Annotated in this window: 10 protein-coding genes; 1 reads left to right on the forward strand and 9 read right to left on the reverse strand. The window is 60.2% G+C overall.

Going from position 1 to position 18,320, the window contains the following annotated elements; all coding sequences use genetic code 11:
* Positions 1-32: 32 nt before the first annotated feature.
* From V9K67_RS23040 to V9K67_RS23055, 4 genes are all read right to left on the reverse strand, one after another.
* The gene (locus tag V9K67_RS23040) at positions 33-4,082 is read right to left on the reverse strand and encodes a glycosyl hydrolase (RefSeq protein WP_336726717.1); all 4,050 of its coding nucleotides are present in this window, start codon (positions 4,080-4,082) and stop codon (positions 33-35) included.
* Positions 4,083-4,120: 38 nt separating this feature from the next.
* Entirely contained in the window at positions 4,121-5,620 is a 1,500-nt protein-coding gene (locus V9K67_RS23045; RefSeq protein WP_336726720.1) for a RagB/SusD family nutrient uptake outer membrane protein, read from the reverse strand.
* Positions 5,621-5,652: 32 nt separating this feature from the next.
* On the reverse strand, positions 5,653-8,754 hold the full coding sequence (locus V9K67_RS23050) for a SusC/RagA family TonB-linked outer membrane protein (protein WP_336726723.1): 3,102 nt from the start codon (positions 8,752-8,754) through the stop codon (positions 5,653-5,655).
* A gap of 605 nt (positions 8,755-9,359) precedes the next feature.
* A complete protein-coding gene (locus V9K67_RS23055) occupies positions 9,360-10,448 on the reverse strand; it encodes a mandelate racemase/muconate lactonizing enzyme family protein (protein WP_336726725.1) in 1,089 nt (362 codons plus the stop codon).
* Between the two features lie 243 nt (positions 10,449-10,691).
* Between V9K67_RS23055 and V9K67_RS23060 the strand changes: the two genes are divergently transcribed.
* Positions 10,692-11,390, forward strand: coding sequence for a class I SAM-dependent methyltransferase (locus V9K67_RS23060; RefSeq protein ID WP_336726727.1), 699 nt, complete (start codon positions 10,692-10,694; stop codon positions 11,388-11,390).
* A 20-nt stretch (positions 11,391-11,410) separates the two neighbouring features.
* On the opposite strand, the gene V9K67_RS23065 is transcribed toward V9K67_RS23060, so the two are convergent.
* The 5 genes from V9K67_RS23065 to gcvP form a co-directional block, all read right to left on the reverse strand.
* Entirely contained in the window at positions 11,411-12,649 is a 1,239-nt protein-coding gene (locus tag V9K67_RS23065; RefSeq protein ID WP_336726729.1) for a purple acid phosphatase family protein, read from the reverse strand.
* A 176-nt stretch (positions 12,650-12,825) separates the two neighbouring features.
* Entirely contained in the window at positions 12,826-13,431 is a 606-nt protein-coding gene (locus tag V9K67_RS23070; protein ID WP_336726732.1) for a hypothetical protein, read from the reverse strand.
* A 99-nt stretch (positions 13,432-13,530) separates the two neighbouring features.
* Positions 13,531-14,607 (reverse strand): glycine cleavage system aminomethyltransferase GcvT, encoded by a 1,077-nt coding sequence (gcvT, locus tag V9K67_RS23075; protein WP_336726734.1) that lies wholly within the window; start codon positions 14,605-14,607, stop codon positions 13,531-13,533.
* A 20-nt stretch (positions 14,608-14,627) separates the two neighbouring features.
* Positions 14,628-15,005: a glycine cleavage system protein GcvH gene (gcvH, locus tag V9K67_RS23080; RefSeq protein WP_336726736.1), complete on the reverse strand. Its 378-nt coding sequence runs from the start codon at positions 15,003-15,005 to the stop codon at positions 14,628-14,630.
* Positions 15,006-15,360: 355 nt separating this feature from the next.
* Complete coding sequence (gene gcvP, locus V9K67_RS23085; protein ID WP_336726737.1) at positions 15,361-18,300, reverse strand: aminomethyl-transferring glycine dehydrogenase; 2,940 nt, start codon at positions 18,298-18,300, stop codon at positions 15,361-15,363.
* Positions 18,301-18,320: the final 20 nt, after the last annotated feature.

Below are 18,320 nucleotides of genomic sequence, written 5' to 3' on the forward strand. Positions count from 1 at the left end.
CAGAGAAAAAATCCGGCCAAGCAGCTTCCCCACTACACTGTTTTTTGAACGGCGCTCCGCAGCAGCACAGGGCCGAGCAGGCCGGATTCGAGCAGGGGCGACTCCTTGCTGAAATGCTTCCAGGTGGAAAAGGTCACCCGGCCACCGGAAGGTTTGGGACGGCCCTCGCGGTACCAGTCGGGCAACTGCTTGATGGCGCCCATAGCGCCGGCAGCGCCGGAACCCGTGGGGGCGCCGTACACGTTCTCTTCGGGCAGCTGCTCATCGCCGATCAGGCGGTTGGGCCAGAGGTTGGTCACCTGCACTTCCAAAACATTCTCACCGGCCCTGGCCGCCCCGGTAATATCCACCAGGAACGGCGGTTTCCACAGCATGCCCAGGGGCTTGCCGTTGACGGTCACTTCCGCCATCACCTCCACCCTTCCCAGGTCGAGGAACAGGCTGCGGCCGGCCGCCAGGGCGGAGGCGGGCACCGTGAACTTTTTGGTATAGGTGGCGGTACCGGAAAAATACTTTACGCCCTCTTCCGCATGGCGGTGCAGCGAAGCGAGCCGGGGCAGCACCACCTGTGCCGGGGCGCCCAGGCCGGGCGGGAAGGACACCGTCCAGGAGCCTTGTAATTCCGTGGGCTGGCCGAGGCCTTCGACCGGGAGCGTGGTAGCCGGGCCGCTGGGGTGGCGAAGCGTGTAGCGGCCGTTTTTCCAGAACAGGAAGCCGCCCTTGCCGCTGGTTGCCGGTTGTACGGGCAGCGGTCCCTGGGGCAGGGGCGTACCTTTGGCCTTCAACTGCCCGATCCGGTCGGCCGATAACACTTCGGAAAAAAGTTCGGGCTCTGTCATGTCGCCCTCGAAAAACCAGCTCAGGCTGTCCTGGGTGGCTTCGCGCAGGCCGGGGTGCACGATCTTGCCCGAGGCCACACCTTCCTGTACCAGGCGGCCGTCGACGTACAGCAGCGGCGCGCCGTTGCGGTACACCAGGGCCACGTGGGTCCAGCCCGAAAGGGGCAGGGGCACCGTCAGCAGGTTGGTGGGACTGCCCGCTCCGCGTTCGTATACCATAAAGCCGTTGCGCGCCGCCAGCAGCCCGCAGGCCACGTGGTCCTTTCCATATACCTTTTCGGCCTCGATAGGATAAAAAACGTTGCTGGCCGGCCCACGGTTACGGCCAAACGAGCCCGCAAAGTTTTCCTCGGTTTCGGGTTTGATCCAGGTGGCAATCGTAAAGTTGTTGGTGACATGGGCGAAACGTCCCGGCCGGACGACGGGTAAGGCATAGGTGGAAACCAGGGGCTTGCCGTCTTTTTCCACGCTGACCACCCGCTTTGGGGGCAGGGGCTCGCGGAAGACCACGAAGCAGGAACCCGAAGGATCGAGCTGCAGGGGAATAAAGGTGCGGCCCTGGCGTACGTCGTACACCGCCACGGGCACCACTTCGCCCGTATCGGCATTCCACAGCTCGGGCTTTTTGCCCGTCACCCGGAAGGCGGCCACCACTTCTTCTACGGTGCGGCGGCGGTTGGCTACGAAATACACCTCGCTATCGTCCACCGAGCGGTGGATAAAGTTGACCGGCGCATCGCCCGAGCGGGAAGTGAATTCAAAATCGGGTTTTAGCTGCAGGCGGTCCAGCACCTTTTGCAGCGGCATGCCATAGAATACCTGGCCGGCGCCCACGGTCTGCGACTTATCTTTTACGCCTTCGAGGTCGCCCCAAAGTTCGTGCACGAGGCGTTGAAGTTCCGCGTCGCCGTTCCGGTGGCCGGCCAGTCCCGGCGTGCGCTCGGGCGGCGGGCCTACCAGCACCATGCCCTGCCGCACCAGGCGGTGCAGCTGGCGCAGCACTTCCAGGCTCATCACCTTTACGGGCGGCAGCACCAGCAGGCGGTAGCTCAGGCCGTCGGGCAGGACGATGCGGCCGCCTTTGATGGAAAGGCGCGTCAGCAGGGCCTCGCGGTTGACAAAATCAAAATCATAGCCGGCCGGCGGCGCGGGGTCGGGAGCGCCCAGCATCGAAATATCTTCTCCCGGCGTTTCCTCGCCGGTAAAGTACATCAGGTCGGCCACGAAGCGGCCTTGTTGCAAAATACTCTGGCAGCGGGCGGAATACTGCAGCCAGGGGCCGGCCTTTTCGAACCAGGTGTTGGTGCGGTCGAAGTGAAAGCCCCAGGGGCCCATGGTCATGCCGGGGAAGGCGGTGGGGTGCGGCTGGTGGGCGTAGCGGTGGAAGATAAAGCGGTTGAGGCCCTTGGTGTACATGAAGTCGCCCTGCGCCTTCATCACGTAGGGGTGCTCCTGCCATTTGGAGTGGAAGGCATCGCCGGTGAACGACTCGGCACCTACGATCTGGTGGCCGCCCAACCGCTGGCCATACACGTGGGCAATGGAGGCGGCCAGCTTCACCGAGGGATAGAAGTGCGTGCCGCGGATCCAGAACTCGCCCATGTTGATGTCGACCTTCGAGCCTACCTCCAGCTGGTCGAAGGGACCGTTGTTGTACGGTTCGGTGTAGGCGAGGATGCCGTGCCGGCGACAGAGTTCGGCAAAGTAGCCGTGGTAGTTGTCGGCCATCAGGTCGGCATGGGTGCGGCGCAGGTCCCAGAGGAAGCGCTCGGTGGTGTCCGTGCTGCCCACGATGCGGCCGGTAAGGGCGGGCAGGTAGTGGATAAAGCTGTAGCCGCGGCGCTTTTGGAATTCCTGCGGCATACCGGGCGTCCAGTTCTGGAGGCCCACCTCGTAGCTGTCCACCAGCAGGCCCACCTTGCTTTTGCCGGCCAGCTCCTTCAGGGCGGGCAGCAGGTTTTCGAACATCTTGTTGAAGTGAAAGTCGTAGGCGGCACGGCTGTATTTGTCGCATTCCAGGCCGGCCCCGCTTTCGGGGGCGGCGTTGTTCTTGCGGCCGATGGCGGTATGGCCGAAGCGCAGGACCGTCCAGTTGCCGGCGGGGGCGGTCCAGTTGAGCTTTCCTTCTTTATCCATATAGGACGTCAGGTCCAGGACCGTGGCAGGATCGATGGCCGAAGCGGCGGGTACCGCTTCCAGGGAAGCCGCCGCCTGGCTGACCCCGCTGTTGCCGGAGCCGCCGGCGCCGGGGAAGTTGGCCTTGGCGGTCCAGCCCGGAAGGCGGGCGGCAGCCGACAGCCGCACACCGGCTACTTGTAATTCCTGCGTAGCCAGCAGGCGGTAGTATTTTGCTTTTACGGGTGTAAAGGAGGAGGTGGCAGGCATTTCCAGGTTGTTGCCCACGCGGCGGAACTCGGCCACCTTGCGGAACGACCGGCCGTCATCCGACGCCTCCAGCACCAGCAGGTTGGAGGCGCCGGCAGGGGAAACTGTTCCTGCAGGCATGGTGCTGTACACCGCCACCGAGCGGGCTTCGAAGGGCTGCGGGAATTCAAAAAGCAGGTAGCCCTGACCGCCTGCAGGCCGCAGGGGCACATAGGAGGAAAAGTCGGCGCTGCCCAGCAGGCGTCCGTCCACCGCTCCTTCCTGCGAAGAAACCTTCACGCCCATTTCGGCTAACGTCCGCTCCTCCCCTGCCAGCGTCGGATAGGCCAGCACCAGGGTATCGCGGTAAAAATCGAGCTTTATAAACGGCTTGGGGAGTTGCACCGAAAGGGGCTGCCCGCCCTTCACTACCGTTTCGCTCCAGACCACCTGCTGCATCGACAGCTCGGGGGTGATCCAGGGACCGCCGGTAGACGACCAGCCGGGGCAGTTGTGCATGTCGAATTCCAGCCCCAGGCGGCCGGCCTCGCTGATGGCGTGTTTGGTCAACTCCACCCATTCGGTGCCCAGGTAGTCCACGGGGCCTTTGGGGATGCCGGCGCCCACGTTGAAGCACTGCACCCCGCCTATGCCGACGCGTTTGAGGGCTTCGAGGTCAAGGGTAATGCCTTCGCGGGTAACGTTGCCGTTCATCCAGTGCCACCAGGTATACGGTTTGGCCGCCGGAGGCGGGTTCTTAAACGCCGCCAGCAGGGAGCTTTCGGGGTTGTTGCGCAGGGCATGAACAATAGCGGTCGGCGTTATAAGGGTCACGAGGCCGGCCGTGCCGGCTTTCTTTAAAAATGAGCGACGATCCATGTGATAGCTTCTGGCGTTTATATCTTATTGACGATGGTTTATAAATTCGGGTTCAGCTGTTTTTCGGTGAACGGTACGGGGAACAGCAGGCGGTCCTGGGTAACGTTGTAGGTGGAGGACACCAGGTTAGGGTGCTTGCCGCTGGCCTTCAGGGCGGCGCCATAAGCATTCATCACCTCGATGGCCTTGCCGGTGCGCACCAGGTCGGGCCAGCGCTTGTTCTCAAAAGCCAGCTCCACCCTTCTTTCCTTTTGCAAAATATCCCGCAGCTGGTCTTTGTTGGTGGTGGTCACGGTGGCCAGGCCGGCGCCGAATGCCCGGTCGCGAACGAGGTTCAGGTGCGGCAATGCTTCTGCACTTTTGCCCTGCTCGTTCAGTGCCTCGGCCAGCAGCAGCAGCACTTCCGAAAAGCGGTAGACGGGCCAGTTCTCGGCCGTATTGGGCGAGCTGCCGTTGGGTGCAGGCAGGGGCAGGTGCAGGTATTTTTTGATAAAGGGCTGGGCCACGAAGGAGCCGTTCGCAGCGGTATAGCCCTCGGCGATGGAAGCCGCCTTGCGCTTGTCGCCTGTTTCATAGGCGGCGATCAGGTTGTCACTGGGCGTGTTCCAGCCGCCGATGCTGCCGTTGTTGAAGGTAAAGCCCACGATCGGCTTCAGGTCGGTGAGGTTGGGCAGGAACAGGTAGGCGAACTGGCTTTGCAGGCCCTGGTTGCCGGCCATATACTGCACCTCGAATACCGACTCGATGCTGTTCTTGTTGGCCCCATCGAAAAAGGCGGCATAGTCGGGCAGCAGGGCATATTTGCCCGAAGACACTACGGCTTTCAGTTCCGTTTCCGCCTTCGCCCAGTCCTTCTGCACCACGTACACGTTGCCCAGCAGGGTGCGGGCGGCGCCCGTTGTGGCCCTTCCCTTTTCCTGCTGCGCCTTGTCGGGCAGCAGGGCGGCGGCCTCCTGGGCGTCTTTAATGATTTGCGCATATACGTCGGCTTTCGGCGAGCGCTTTAGGGAGGAGCGGACGTTGATGATCTCGTCGGCCGACCCTTCGGTCGGCGTCAGCACCAGGGGCACATCGCCGAAATACTGCACCAGGTCGAAATACGACAGGGCCCGCAGGAACAGCACCTGCCCTTTGAGGTTCTTCTTCACTGCCTCACCCAGGGTGGCGGCATCGATGCGGGCCAGCACCTCGTTGGCATAAGCAATGATGCGGTAGTTGCCCGTCCACTTGGAGAGCACCGGTGCGGCGGTGGGGTTGTCGATGAAGTCGGCGATCTCTTCCCGCACCAGGTTGCCGCGGTTGGTGTTGTTATAGATGTAGTGGGTGTTGTCGGAGCGCATCTCGCCCATGACATAGGCATCGTTGTACACGTTGCGCAGGGGGGCGTAGGTAGCGTTCACGGCCTGTTCGAAATCGGCCTGTGTCTGGAAAAAGTTGTTGGTGCCCATAAAGTTTTCGGGCTCCACGTTTAAAAATTCCTTTTTGCAGGAGCTGAAGGCGATCAGCAAAATGCCTGCGGCGAATATGATACGTTTCATGAACTTCTGATTGAGGAGATGAAGGGGATGAATTATAAGCCTACGTTAACACCAAGCGTAAAGGTTCTCGGAACCGGGTAAGCGGTAAAGTCAAGCCCCTGTTGGAGGGGGTTGGTGCCGCCGGTATTCACTTCGGGGTTGGAGCCGTGGTATCTGGTCGCTACGAAGGCCTGTTGCACGCTTCCGTACACCCTCAGGTTGCGCACCGTGGTGCGGTTCTTCAGGGGCACGTTGTAGCCCAGGGCGATGTTCTTGATGGTGAAGAAAGAGCCGTCGCTGACCCATCCGCTGTTGGCGTTGCGGAACAGGCCGGTAGTGCCGGCCAGCGTGCGGGGAATGCGGCCGTTGCCGGGATCCTGCTCCGACTTCCAGCGGCCGGCCACGTCCTTCGTTACGTTGAAAACCCCATCGAGGTTGTTGAGGGTTTCCAGGGTGGTGTTCATGATGTCGTTGCCATAGGAGCCGGAAGCCACGATCGACAGGTCGAAATTGTTGTAGGAAAACGAGTTCGTCAGGCCGAAGATGAAGTCGGGGTTGGGGTTACCGATGATGGTACGGTCGTCTACGGTGATCGAGCCGTCGCCGGTCACGTCTTTCATTTTCGCCGTACCCACGTTGGAGGTTTGGAATTTGGGCGACTTGTCAAAATCTTCCTTATTCCTATAAACGCCTTGGAACACGTAGCCCCACAGCATGCCGATGGGCTGGCCCACCTTGGTGATGTTGCGGTCGGTGCCGCCGCCCAGGGAGGCGTTGGCGGTGCCCAGCTTTTCCACGCGGTTGCGGTTGAACGAGATGTTGACGTCGGTATTCCATTTCAGGCGGTTCACCAGGTTCTGCGAGCTGACGGAGAACTCATGTCCCCAGAATTTCAGCTCGCCGATATTCGCCTGCAGGTTCGAAAAACCCGTGTAGGCGGGCAGCGGCACGTTGAACAGCAGGTCGGTGGTGCGCTTCGTATAATAGTCGTAGGTAACGTTCACGCGGTTATGAAACAGGCCCAGGTCCAGGCCCAGGTCGAATTGCTTTGTCTTTTCCCAGCCCAGGGTAGTATTCTCCAGCGTAGTGACGGCATTGCCCGGCGCCAGGGTATTATTGAATACATAGTTGTTCGTCGAACCGCTGTTGGCGGCGCTCACGCCGGCATAGTAGGAATAGTTGCCGATGTTGTTGTTGCCCGTCACGCCGTAGCTGGAGCGGAGCTTCAGGAAGGAAAGCGCCGCAATCTCTTTCATAAACGCCTCGTCCGACACTACCCAGCCGGCCGATACGGAGGGGAAGTTGCCCCATTTGTTGTCCGAGCCGAAGCGGGAGGAGCCGTCGCGGCGCAGGGAGGCGGTCAGCAGGTATTTGCCTTTATAGTTGTAGTTCAGGCGGGCCAGGTACGACAGCAGGCTCCACTCCTGGATTTCGCTGGTAGGCGTAAAGGCGGTGGCGGCGCTGAGGGTGCGTACCTTGTCGTTGGGAAAGTTGGTGGCCACGATGTTGCTGATGTCGCCGCGGAACTGCTGCACCGAGTAGCCGGCCAGGGCTTCGAGGTTGTGGTCGCCAAAGGCTTTTTTGTAGGCGGCGGTGTTTTCCGACAGCCAGGTGTAGAACTGGTTGTTGTTCTGCGTCAGGTCGCCCGAGGGACGGGGCGGCGCCGTGTTCCAGCCGGCGGAGGTGGAAGGCGAAAAGTAGTTGTAAAAATTCTGGCCCAGTTCGGCGTTGATCGCTGTTTTCAGCGTCAGGCCTTTGACGGCTTCGTATTCCAGGAAAGCGTTGGAAAGCACCCGGGTCATCTTGGTGGTGGCATCGGCTTCCTGGGCCACCCGGTACCAGTTGGGGTTGGGGAACATGCCCGGCGAGGTGGCCGTTACCGGCAGGGAGCCGTCAGCATTGACGGCCGGCGCCAGCGGCGAGGAGATGATGGCGTTCTGCAGCAGGCCACCCCCCGAACCGGTGGAAAAAGGGCTGCCGTCGGTCGCCCGGCCCCGGATGACCGAGTAGGTCGGCGCCAGGTTCACACCCAAACGTAATTTATCGGTGAATTTATAATCGGAATTCAGGCGGAGGGAAAAGCGCTTGAAGCCCGAGTTGATCAGCACCCCGTCCTGGTTAAAGAAGCCCAGCACGGCGGCGGTGCTGAATTTGTCCTTGCCGGCATGGAGCGATACGCTGTAGTTCTGAATAGGCGCGGTGCGGGTAAGGTGGTCGTACCAGTTGGTGCCTTCGCCGATGGCGTTCGGATCGATGCTGTTGTAGTAATCGAGCTGCGCTTTGTAGGCGGCATAGCCCGAGGCCGTCGGCGCCACGGGGTTTTCCTTCAGGCGCTCGAGCTGGAATTGGGTGAACTCCCGGGCGTTCATGATATCGGGCATGCCGCTTTCGGGAATACGCTGCACGCCGTAGTAGGCATTGACGCCGATAGAGGCCTGGCCGGTTTTCGCCCGCTTCGTCGTCACGATCACCACGCCGTTGGTGGCGCGGGAGCCGTAGAGCGAGGTGGAGGCGGCATCCTTCAGCACCGAAATACTTTCGATCTCGTCGGGGTTGAGCGTATTGAGGTCCCCTGTTATGGGGAAGCCGTCCACTACGTAGAGCGGCTGGTTGCCGGCCGAGATGGAGGCCTGGCCACGGATGCGTACACTCATGCCCTCGCCCGGGCGGCCGGTGGTCTGTAAAATTTGTACGCCGGCCAGCTTGCCCTGCAGCTTTTGCGATACCTGGGCCACGGGCAGGTCCTGCAGTTCTTTGGCGCTGACGGTCTGCACGGAGCCGGTAGCCGTTTTCTTGGTGGTGCTGCCGTAGGCCACCACCACTACGCCATCCAGGGCATGGGGCGCATGGGCCAGCTGGATGGAGACAGGCACCCCATTGACCACTTTCAAGGATTGGGTTTCAAAACCCACCGTGCTGAACTGGAGCACCGCTCCTTCGGGAACGGAGAGGGTAAAGGAGCCGTCGGCGCCGGAGGTGGTGCCCCCCGCCGCACCTTTCACTACGATACTGACACCGGGCAAAGGCTGGCCTTTATCGTCGCGGACGTTACCGGTGACATTTTTCGTTTGGGCGGAAAGCGTTAAGGAAGAAAGGAAAAAGAAAGGGCAAAGCAGGCGCTTTCCCACTTGGACAAAGGAATCCAATGGTTTCATGGCAAGTCGTTTAATTTTCTGGAATAGTGAATCAATCGTCAGAAATGCAGGCAAGCTGCTTTGATACCCGGCACAGCGCTTTACCGGGCTCAGAAGAATCGCAGCCATCCGAAGATAACCAAAAATGTTAAAAAACAAACGAAAGGAAAAAATTTTGATTTAAAAGAAAACGAAACCTCACGCCTCACCCCCGGCCCGTCCCCATGTGGGGCTACCGTTAAGACACATCTTTTGCTGAGGAGGGTACCGGGAAGCCCGCAGGGCTTCAACAAAAGTAGCCCCGGGTGCAGCCCGGGGTCAGCAGTAGTTCGTCCACACAACCCCATCGGGGTTGAATGTGTCCTGGTCGATTTACAACAGTTTCAACCTTGAGGGATACTTCGGAAAGTCTTCCTGATCGGGAATTGCCTCCCTATTGTGGGTCCCACATTCAACCCCTTTCAGGGTTGCTGGAAACGAACTACGGCTGACCCCGGGTTGCACCCGGGGCTACTTTTGTTGAAGCCCTTCGGGCTTCTCTGGCTCTACGCAGACCTTTCCCATCCGCAAAAGATGTGTCCTAACGGTAGCCACATGGAGAGGGGCAGGGGGTGAGGCGGTGCGGTCTATTTTATCTCTTCCAATCGATCATCGATAAAGCTGAAGCCCCAGCCCGGGCGGTTATGCGGCACGGCAAAACCATCCCGCACGATCATCGGGTTATCAATTAAAGGATCGATCCAGTCGAAGGATTCCACGCCGACACCGTTGGGGATGGAACATACCAGCGGCACGTCGTAATCCTTGTAGTAGTGGGGCAGCACCGGCAGATGGTAGCTTTCGGCCAGGGCGGCGCTCTGGCGCCAGGCCTCCACGCCGCCGATCCGCAGCAGGTCGGGCTGCCAGATGTCGAGGGCGTTCAACTTGATCAACTGTACCAGCGGCTCGGTATCGTATTCCCGCTCGCCCATGGCCAGCGAAATGCCGGTCTGCTGCTTCAGGGCCTGGTAGCCGGAATAATTTTGGTGGTGCAGGGGCTCTTCGAACCAGTGGATGTTCAGGTCGGCGGCGGCCTTGGCTAATTGAATAGCGGCGGGCAGCTGCATGCCCTGGTTGGCGTCCATCATGATGTTGATGCCGTCGCCCACGGCCTGGCGAACCTGCTTGAGGCGCTCCAGGTCGGTTTTCCAGCTGGGCGAGCCCACCTTGATCTTTACCGCACCGAAGCCGCGCTGGGCGTAATCGCTCACTTCCGCGATCAGCTCGTCGATGGAATACGAGATCCAGCCGCCGCTGCCGTAGATGGGACATTTGTCCCGGTGGGTGCCCCACAGCTTCCAGACGGGCTGTTGCAGGGTCTTACCCCAGGCGTCCCACATGGCGATGTTGACGGCGGCCTGCGCCCAGCGGTTCACGCCCCCGTTGCCGAAATATTCCGAAAGATGGTTGAGCTTCTCGTACACCTTGCCCGTTTCGTTGACGTCATAACCGATCACGTGCGGCAGCACGTCCTTCAGGGCGCCGACGATGGCGTTGGGCGAATACTGGAAGGACAGCAGGTACGACTCGCCCACCACGCCGTTCTCCAGCTGCAGGCGCAGCACCAGGAAGGAAATTTCGTACAGGGTATGCGTGGCGTCGGATATAGGCTTCTTCAGAGGCGCTTTGGCCTTGAAAATCCGAAAGTCTCTTATTGCCAGGGAGGAATCGTTCATTTCGTTTGGATTGAGGGCGTTAAATTTTTTCGCAAAGAAAGGACATCGAAAGGAATCGATAACCCCAAAACAAACCGGCCCGGAAAAAGGGGCGATCCCTTACGCCGGAACCGGGCGATCCGACCTATGGAAACAATGATGATGCAATAAGCATTCATACTTAGGCCTTCCCAGCCATCCCGTGACAGGGAAAACACCTAGAACCCTTATATTTGTCCCGCTAAGACAAACCACCAAAACAACATGAGAATCCTGTACCTCTTTATCGTCACCCTTTTATTGCTCAGTTGCGCCCCACCTTTTTATAACAGCCAGAATAAGGTCATTCCCCGCGACTCCATGCGGCAGTTCTTTGCCCGTGAGGCGGAACTCCTCGGTTTTCGCCCCGGTGATACGGTTGCCGATATCGGCGCGGGCGACGCCACCATCGACGCCTTCTTTTCCCTGGCCGTCAATAACCTGCACTATAAGCTGGTGGACATCGACAAAGCCTGGCTGAATGAAAGAAGGGTCCGGAAAAATTTTGTTTCCTACCAACAGCTGTATCGTTCCAAAAACACCTACTCCTACGACCTGGTGCTCAACACACCGACGCATATCCCGCTGGAGACCGGCTCCATGGACAAGGTCCTGTGCCGCAAAACCCTGCACGAATTTTCCGACCCGCACCGCATGCTGAACGAGCTGTACCGGGTTCTCGGCGATTCCGGCCGCCTGATGGTGGTGGAGGTCAAGCCCCTGCAAGCCGGAGAAATGGATCCCGGCTGCAAAAAGCTGCACCTGCCGGCCGACAGCATCACCGCCCTGCTGGCACAGCACGGGTTTGAACTCCGGCAAAGCGTCGCCGCACCGATCGTGTATGAAAAAGGCCGGGAAATGAATATTCTTACTTTTCAAAAAGCACCTTCCACAACTACAGCAACTGCCCAGGCCCGGAAATAACCGGGAAGATCAGACCGGGCTTACCTTTTGCTTTTCAGCTGGTACCGACCCACCAGCTCCCCGTCGTCGCGGAGCATTTGCAGCGACAGGTTCTTTTCGTCCGCCTTTATCTTGATCAGCGTCCGCGCCCCTTCCTTGGGGCCGCCCCCGATGATGATGGGATAGCTGTGCTCGCCGGGCTTCGGGTCGAAGACGCCGTACTTATGGGTATGGCCGGCAATGAACAGGTCGATCTTGTATTTCTCAAACAGGGGACCGAACAGCTGGCGGCAATGGAGCGATCCGTGCTTGTCGCCGCCGTGGTAATGGGGAATATGCATCATCACCAGCCGGAACTTCGCTTTTCGGAAGGCGGGTGCCTGCATTTGCTTTTCGAGCCACACGGCCTGCTCGCGGCGGTAGTCGTCGAAATCCACGATGCCGTGGTACTTGGGGTCCGCATCTTCACTGTCCTCGCCGGTATCGAGCACGATGGCGTGCACCGGCCCGCGGTTGATGGTAAAATAATAGTCGCCCTCGCCGTTGGAGAAATAGTGCTGCCATTCACGGGCGTACTTGCCCCGCATCTCGTGGTTGCCCCGCACAAACAAAAAAGGCACGTTGCCGGCAAAGGTACCGGTGCAGGGCAGCAGCAAATGATCTACCAGCTGCTCCTCGTCCACCTGGTAGTCGAACATATCACCGTTCAGGAACACGAAGTCGTAAGGGTCGTTGCCATTGAGCTGCATCAGCAGGGGGATGGAATGCGGACGGTCGTGGATATCGTTGAGGATCAGCCAGCTCACTTCTTTGGCTTTGAGCGGCGGAGTGGTAAAGGTGGCGACCGGGCTGGCGAGGGTTTCCCCGAACTTCAGGTCGTAGGGCTCAAACTGGAGGATCTCCCGCGACACTACCCGGTAGCTGTAGGTGGTGCCGGGCTTCAGGGCCTGCAGGCGCACCTTGTTCACCCGGTTGTAGGCGTTGACCAGGCCGCCCTGCACTTCGCGGGCCTGCCGGTCCAGCTGCCCCCCTTCGCCAAATTCCACCCAGCTGTGACAAGGCTTGTTGGTGATCCACATGACGGTCATGCCGTCGGGGGCGGGCGCCTGCAGGTAGGGCCGGGAAGTAAAGACGTGGCCCGCCTCGGGCTTTGCGGCCGGGGCCGTGGCGCCCTTGGCGAGGCTGACGACGGGCGAGCCCCCCAGCATTCCCAGCAAACCGGCTTTGGAGATATTGCCCAAAAACTGGCGCCGCTTCATAGCGTTCTTTTCTTCACCCATGGCAAGGAGGATTTAGCGTGGCGTAAGGGGGAATTGGTTCATTGGTTCATTAGTTAATTGGGAATCAGGAGTTCTCCGACGCGAAAAAAGCTTCGGGCGGTAAGGCCCAATACCCCAGTTAACCAATGAACCAATTCCTCCTCGGAAAGAGGGCTTAAGATACTCCTTTTTGCTGATTATTGGGCCTCACCGGCCTTTACCGGCCGACCGGACGTACGGGCGACGGCCGCGGTGCGGTAGATGAACTGGTCGCTGGGCTCGTCGGCTTTGGGCTGGTAACCCAGCTCGATCCAGCCGTAGTAATAGCGATCGTCCTTCTTCAGCCGTACGGCCATATATTGCCGGTGGGGCGTGTACCAGGCCCCGCTGCGGTGGGTGCTGCCGTCCAGGCGGTTCCATTTTTCCACCAGCAGGGCATTGGACAGCGACCAGGAACGGCCGCTGCCGGGGTCTTCGCCGATCACCACTCCTTTGTCCAGGGGCACCGGGTTTTCATTGGCATCCAGTAGGATGGTCCAGCCCGGGGCGGGGTTCAGGTAATATTTCCAGCGGTCGCCCTCCCTGCTCCCGGCAATCTCGGTGCCGGAGGAAAAATCGAAACGGCCGTCGTGGTCGATGTCGAGCACGGGCTTATGCTGGTAATGAAAAACGGAATCCGGGAACCGGGCCGTATAAATAACCGGGCTTACCGGGTCCGTGATGATGTCATCAGCTTCGTTGTCCCGCTCACAGGCGGTCAGCAGCAAAAGCAGGGCAACCGGAACGGCCAGGGATCTTTTCATAACAGTGACTTTATACATTTTGGTATTGCGCAAAGGTCACTGGAAAAAAGCGGTTATCCGTTACGTTTATCAAGTTATGCTGCCGCCCGGAAACTCCTGTTACCGGAAGGGTGTTTTCACCACCTTTGCCTTCAGGCGGTTGTCACGGATGCGGACAAAGATCTCCGAGCCCTGGCCGGCGAAGGGCGCCTCCACATACCCCAGCCCGATGGCTTTTTGCAGGGAAGGCGACTGCGTGCCGGAGGTTACTTTACCGATGGTCAGGCCGGCGGCATCCACGATGGGATAACCGTGGCGCGGGATGCCGCGGTCGATCATTTCAAAGCCCACGAGCTTTTTGGATACGCCCTGTTCCTTTTGCTGCCGCAGGCCGGCCGCGTTCACAAAATCCTTCGTGAAGCGGGTCACCCAGCCCAGGCCGGCTTCCAGGGGCGAGGTGCTGTCGTCGATGTCGTTTCCGTACAGGCAGTAGCCCATCTCCAGCCGCAGGGTATCCCGGGCGCCCAGGCCGATGGGCCGGATGTCCAAAAAAGCGCCGGCGGCAAATATTTTATTCCATACGTATTCGGCGTAGGCATTGTCCACGTAGATCTCAAAACCACCCGCCCCGGTATAGCCGGTGGCCGACACGATCACGTTGTCCACGCCGGCGAAGGTCCCTTTTTGAAAGCTGTAATACTCCATGGCGGAAAGATCCATATCCGTTAAAGGCTGCAGGGCGGCGGCGGCCTGCGGTCCCTGTACGGCCAGCAGCGCCGTGCCGTCGGAAAGATCCCGCATTTCCACGCCCCCGTGGTTGTGCGAACAAATCCAGCTCCAGTCCTTTTCGATATTGGAGGCATTCACCACCAGCATATAGGTCTGGGCATCGATGCGGTACACCAGCAGGTCGTCGACGATGCCGCCCTCCTCGTTGGGCATGCAGGCATACTGCACCTTGCCGTCAAATAATTTCGAGGCATCGTTCGAGGAGATGCGCTGCACCAGTTCCAGGGCGCCGGGCCCGGTGAGCAGGAACTCGCCCATATGCGACACATCGAACACGCCCACGCCTTTTCGCACGGTTTCGTGCTCGGCGATAATGCCGGCATACTGCACCGGCATGTTGTAGCCCGCAAAGGGCACCATCTTCGCTCCCAGCGCCTGGTGCACATGGGTCAGGGCCGTCTTTTTCATTCGTTCCTCCTTTGGTTTTATCAGTCTACGATCTTTTTATAGTCCTCGGCCGACAACAGGCCTTCCAGCTGCGCCGGGTCCGACAGGGATACTTTTACGATCCAGCCGTCGCCGTAAGGGTCGCTATTGACCAGTTCGGGCTCGCTGGCGAGCTTTTCGTTCACTTCCAGGATGGTGCCGCCCAGGGGCATGAACAGGTCGGATACGGTTTTCACGGCTTCGATGGAACCGAATACGGCTTCCTGCTCCACGAGGCTGCCGGTGCCGGCAACGTCCACGTATACGATGTCGCCCAGCTCCCGCTGTGCAAACTCGGTCACGCCGACATAGGCGGCCTCGCCTTCCACGCGGATCCACTCATGGTCCTTGGTGTATTTCAATGCTGATGGAAAATTCATGGGTGTAGAGAATTAGGTTTTTATAATGGTTACTGTTTCTATTTCATTCGCTCTGTATCCTACTCTTAAACAGAAGCCTGAAAGGCTTCACTGTGAGTAGCCCCGGGTGCAACCCGGGGAACAGGTGCCCATTAAGGACACAACCCTGAAAGGGTTGATTGTGGGACCCACAACAAACGGGTGGTCCGGGCTTAGGAAGGCTTTCCGAAAATTCCCTCCCGTTTGCAACCTATTGAAAATCGAACAGGACACATTCAACCCCTGCGGGGTTGTCGTGACAAATCCCGGCCGTTCCCCGGGTTGCACCGGGGGCTATTCACAGTGAAGCCCTTCGGGCTTCCTTTTACCTTACTTATTAAAAGATCTGTGCTGCCGGCAACTCCACTTGGAGTATCTGTTCCGCCTCAGCGGCAGGGGCCGCTTCTTCGGCATACTCTTGTACCGGCGGGCAGGAGCAGATCAGGGTGCGGTCGCCGTGGGTGTCGTTGACACGGGCCACGGAGGGCCAGAATTTGTTTTTTGCCACGTAGGGCAGCGGGAAGGCTGCCTGCTCGCGGGTATAGGGACGGCCCCAGGCGCCCGCCAGGGCCGAGGCGGTATGCGGGGCGTTTTTGAGGGGGTTGTTGCCCTTTTCCCAAATGCCTTTCTCTACCTTTTGGATCTCTTTGCGGATGGCGATCATGGCGTCGCAAAAACGGTCCAGCTCGGCCTTCGGTTCCGATTCCGTGGGCTCGATCATCAGCGTGCCGGCCACGGGGAACGATACGGTGGGTGCATGGAAGCCGTAATCCATTAAACGTTTGGCGATGTCCGTTACCTCTATGCCGAGGGCTTTAAACGAGCGGCAGTCGAGGATCAGCTCGTGGGCGCAACGGCCTTCACGGCCGGCGTACAGAACGGGATAATACGGCTCCAGGCGGGCCTTGATGTAGTTGGCGTTCAGGATAGCGTGGCGGGTGGCATTGGTGAGGCCCTCCGCACCCATCAGGGCGATGTAGGCATGGGAAATGAGCAGGATGGAAGCCGAACCCCAGGGGGCCGACGAAACGGCGGTGATAGCCTGTTCACTGCCGGCGGCAAAGCGGTGGCCGGGCAGGTAGGGCGCCAGGTGGGCTGCCACGCCAATGGGACCCATACCGGGGCCGCCGCCGCCATGCGGGATGCAGAACGTCTTGTGCAGGTTCAGGTGGCAGACGTCGGCGCCGATGGTGCCGGGGGAGGTCAGGCCCACCTGGGCATTCATGTTGGCACCGTCCATGTACACCTGCCCGCCGTTGTCGTGGACGATGCGGCAAATGTCGCGGATGCCTTCTTCAAACACGCCGTGGGTGGAGGGATACGTCACCATCAGGCAGGAAAGCTCGTGGCGGTGCCGGGCGGCTTTTGCTTCCAGGTCGACGAGGTCGATATTGCCCTTTTCGTCGCACTTCACCACCACGATGGTCATGCCCGCCATGGCGGCCGAAGCGGGGTTGGTACCGTGGGCCGAGGAAGGGATCAGGGCTACGTGGCGGTGTCCTTCGCCGCGGCCGGTATGGTAGGCGCGGATCACCATCAGGCCGGCGTATTCACCCTGGGCGCCCGAGTTGGGCTGGAAGCTCATGGCGGCAAAGCCGGTCAGGGCGCAGAGCCAGTCGTTGAGCTCGTCCAGCACCTGGCTGTAGCCCAGCACCTGTTCGGCGGGCGCAAAGGGATGCAGGCGGCTGAACTGCGGCCAGCTCACCGGCATCATCTCCACGGTGGCATTCAGCTTCATGGTGCAAGAGCCCAGGGGGATCATGGAATGACAAAGCGAAAGGTCCTTTGCTTCCAGCGACCGGATGTAGCGCAGCAGCTCGTGCTCGCTGTGGTAGCTGTTAAAGACGGGGTGGGCCAGGAAGGGCGACTGCCGCCGCAGCGCTTCGGGCAGCCGCGCCTCCAGGCGGTCGAGCAGGTGGCTCCAGTCCCCCTCGGTAAGGGTGCGCCCTTTTGCTTTGGCAAAAACGGAGGCCAGCGTCTTTACGTCCTCCAGCCGCGTGGTCTCGTCCAGCGAGAGGGTCACCTCCGAGCCTTCGTAATACAGGTTCATCTCCTTGACCAGGGCGGCGCAGCGGATAACCTTCACCCATTCGCCCACATCAATTTTGAGGGTATCGAAAAAGGCTTCGTTCTGCTGGCGGTAGCCGAGGTATTCCAGGGCGTCGGACAGCAGCACGGCAAAGGCATGGATGCGGCCGGCGATGGCCCGGATGCCTTCGGGACCATGGTACACGGCATACATGCCCGCCATGGTGGCCAGCAGCGCCTGGGCCGTGCAGATGTTGGAGGTGGCTTTTTCGCGCTTGATGTGCTGCTCGCGGGTTTGCAGGGCCATGCGCAGGGCCGTGCCGCCGGCGGCATCGATGGTGACGCCGATGATGCGGCCGGGGATCGAGCGCTTGTAGGCTTTCTTGGTGGCGAAGTAGGCCGCATGGGGGCCGCCGAAGCCCATAGGCACGCCGAAGCGCTGGGTGGAACCCACCACCACGTCGGCGCCCCATTCGCCCGGGGGCGTCAGCAGGGCCAGGGCCATGATGTCGGCGGCCACGGCCAGGGTGGCGCCCTGCCGGTGCAGGGTCAGGACCAGGTCTTCGTAGTCGAAGAGGGCGCCGTCGCCGGCGGGGTATTGCACCAGCGCGCCAAAGAGCGTTGCGCCCGGTTCCAGGGAACGGTGGTCGCCTATCTGCAGTTCGATGCCGTAGGGGGCCGAGCGGGTTTTCAGCACCTCGAGGGTCTGGGGAAACACCCGGTCGGAAACAAAGTAGGTACGGGCGTCGGGGCTTTTGCGCAGGCTGTACTGCAGCAGCATGGCCTCGGCGGCGGCGGTGCCTTCGTCGAGCAGGGAGGCGTTGGCGAGCTCCATGCCCGTGAGGTCGGCCACCATGGTCTGGAAGTTGAGCAGCGCCTGCAGGCGGCCCTGGGCGATCTCGGCCTGGTAGGGCGTGTACTGGGTATACCAGCCCGGGTTTTCCAAAATATTGCGCAGGATGACGTTGGGCGTGATGGTATCGTAATAACCTTTACCCATAAACGATTTAAAGACCTTGTTCTTCTCGGCCGTCTTTTTCAGGGCGGCCAGGTAGTCCCACTCGCTCAGGGCATCGGGCAGTTGCAGGGGCCGGCGCAGGCGGATGGCTTCCGGCACGGTCTGGTCGATCAGTTCGTCCAGTGACCCGGCCCCCAGCAGGCGCAGCATGGCGGCCGCATCGCTTTCACGAACGGCAATGTGCCGGCGTTCAAAGGTTTCGTGTGGATGCAGAATATAGTTTTTCAGCATAACGTTTAATTAGGGGTTCA

Origin of the sequence: Huijunlia imazamoxiresistens (assembly GCF_037132455.1) — a bacterium.
GTDB lineage: Bacteria > Bacteroidota > Bacteroidia > Chitinophagales > Chitinophagaceae > Flavisolibacter > Flavisolibacter imazamoxiresistens.

Excerpts from the sequence above, each read along its gene's own strand:
- V9K67_RS23040 (WP_336726717.1), bottom strand. The coding sequence starts at position 4,082 with ATGGATCGTCGCTCATTTTTAAAGAAAGCCGGCACGGCCGGCCTCGTG.
- V9K67_RS23045 (WP_336726720.1), bottom strand. The coding sequence starts at position 5,620 with ATGAAACGTATCATATTCGCCGCAGGCATTTTGCTGATCGCCTTCAGC.
- V9K67_RS23050 (WP_336726723.1), bottom strand. The coding sequence starts at position 8,754 with ATGAAACCATTGGATTCCTTTGTCCAAGTGGGAAAGCGCCTGCTTTGC.
- V9K67_RS23055 (WP_336726725.1), bottom strand. The coding sequence starts at position 10,448 with ATGAACGATTCCTCCCTGGCAATAAGAGACTTTCGGATTTTCAAGGCC.
- V9K67_RS23060 (WP_336726727.1), top strand. The coding sequence starts at position 10,692 with ATGAGAATCCTGTACCTCTTTATCGTCACCCTTTTATTGCTCAGTTGC.
- V9K67_RS23065 (WP_336726729.1), bottom strand. The coding sequence starts at position 12,649 with ATGGGTGAAGAAAAGAACGCTATGAAGCGGCGCCAGTTTTTGGGCAAT.
- V9K67_RS23070 (WP_336726732.1), bottom strand. The coding sequence starts at position 13,431 with ATGAAAAGATCCCTGGCCGTTCCGGTTGCCCTGCTTTTGCTGCTGACC.
- gcvT (WP_336726734.1), bottom strand. The coding sequence starts at position 14,607 with ATGAAAAAGACGGCCCTGACCCATGTGCACCAGGCGCTGGGAGCGAAG.
- gcvH (WP_336726736.1), bottom strand. The coding sequence starts at position 15,005 with ATGAATTTTCCATCAGCATTGAAATACACCAAGGACCATGAGTGGATC.
- gcvP (WP_336726737.1), bottom strand. The coding sequence starts at position 18,300 with ATGCTGAAAAACTATATTCTGCATCCACACGAAACCTTTGAACGCCGG.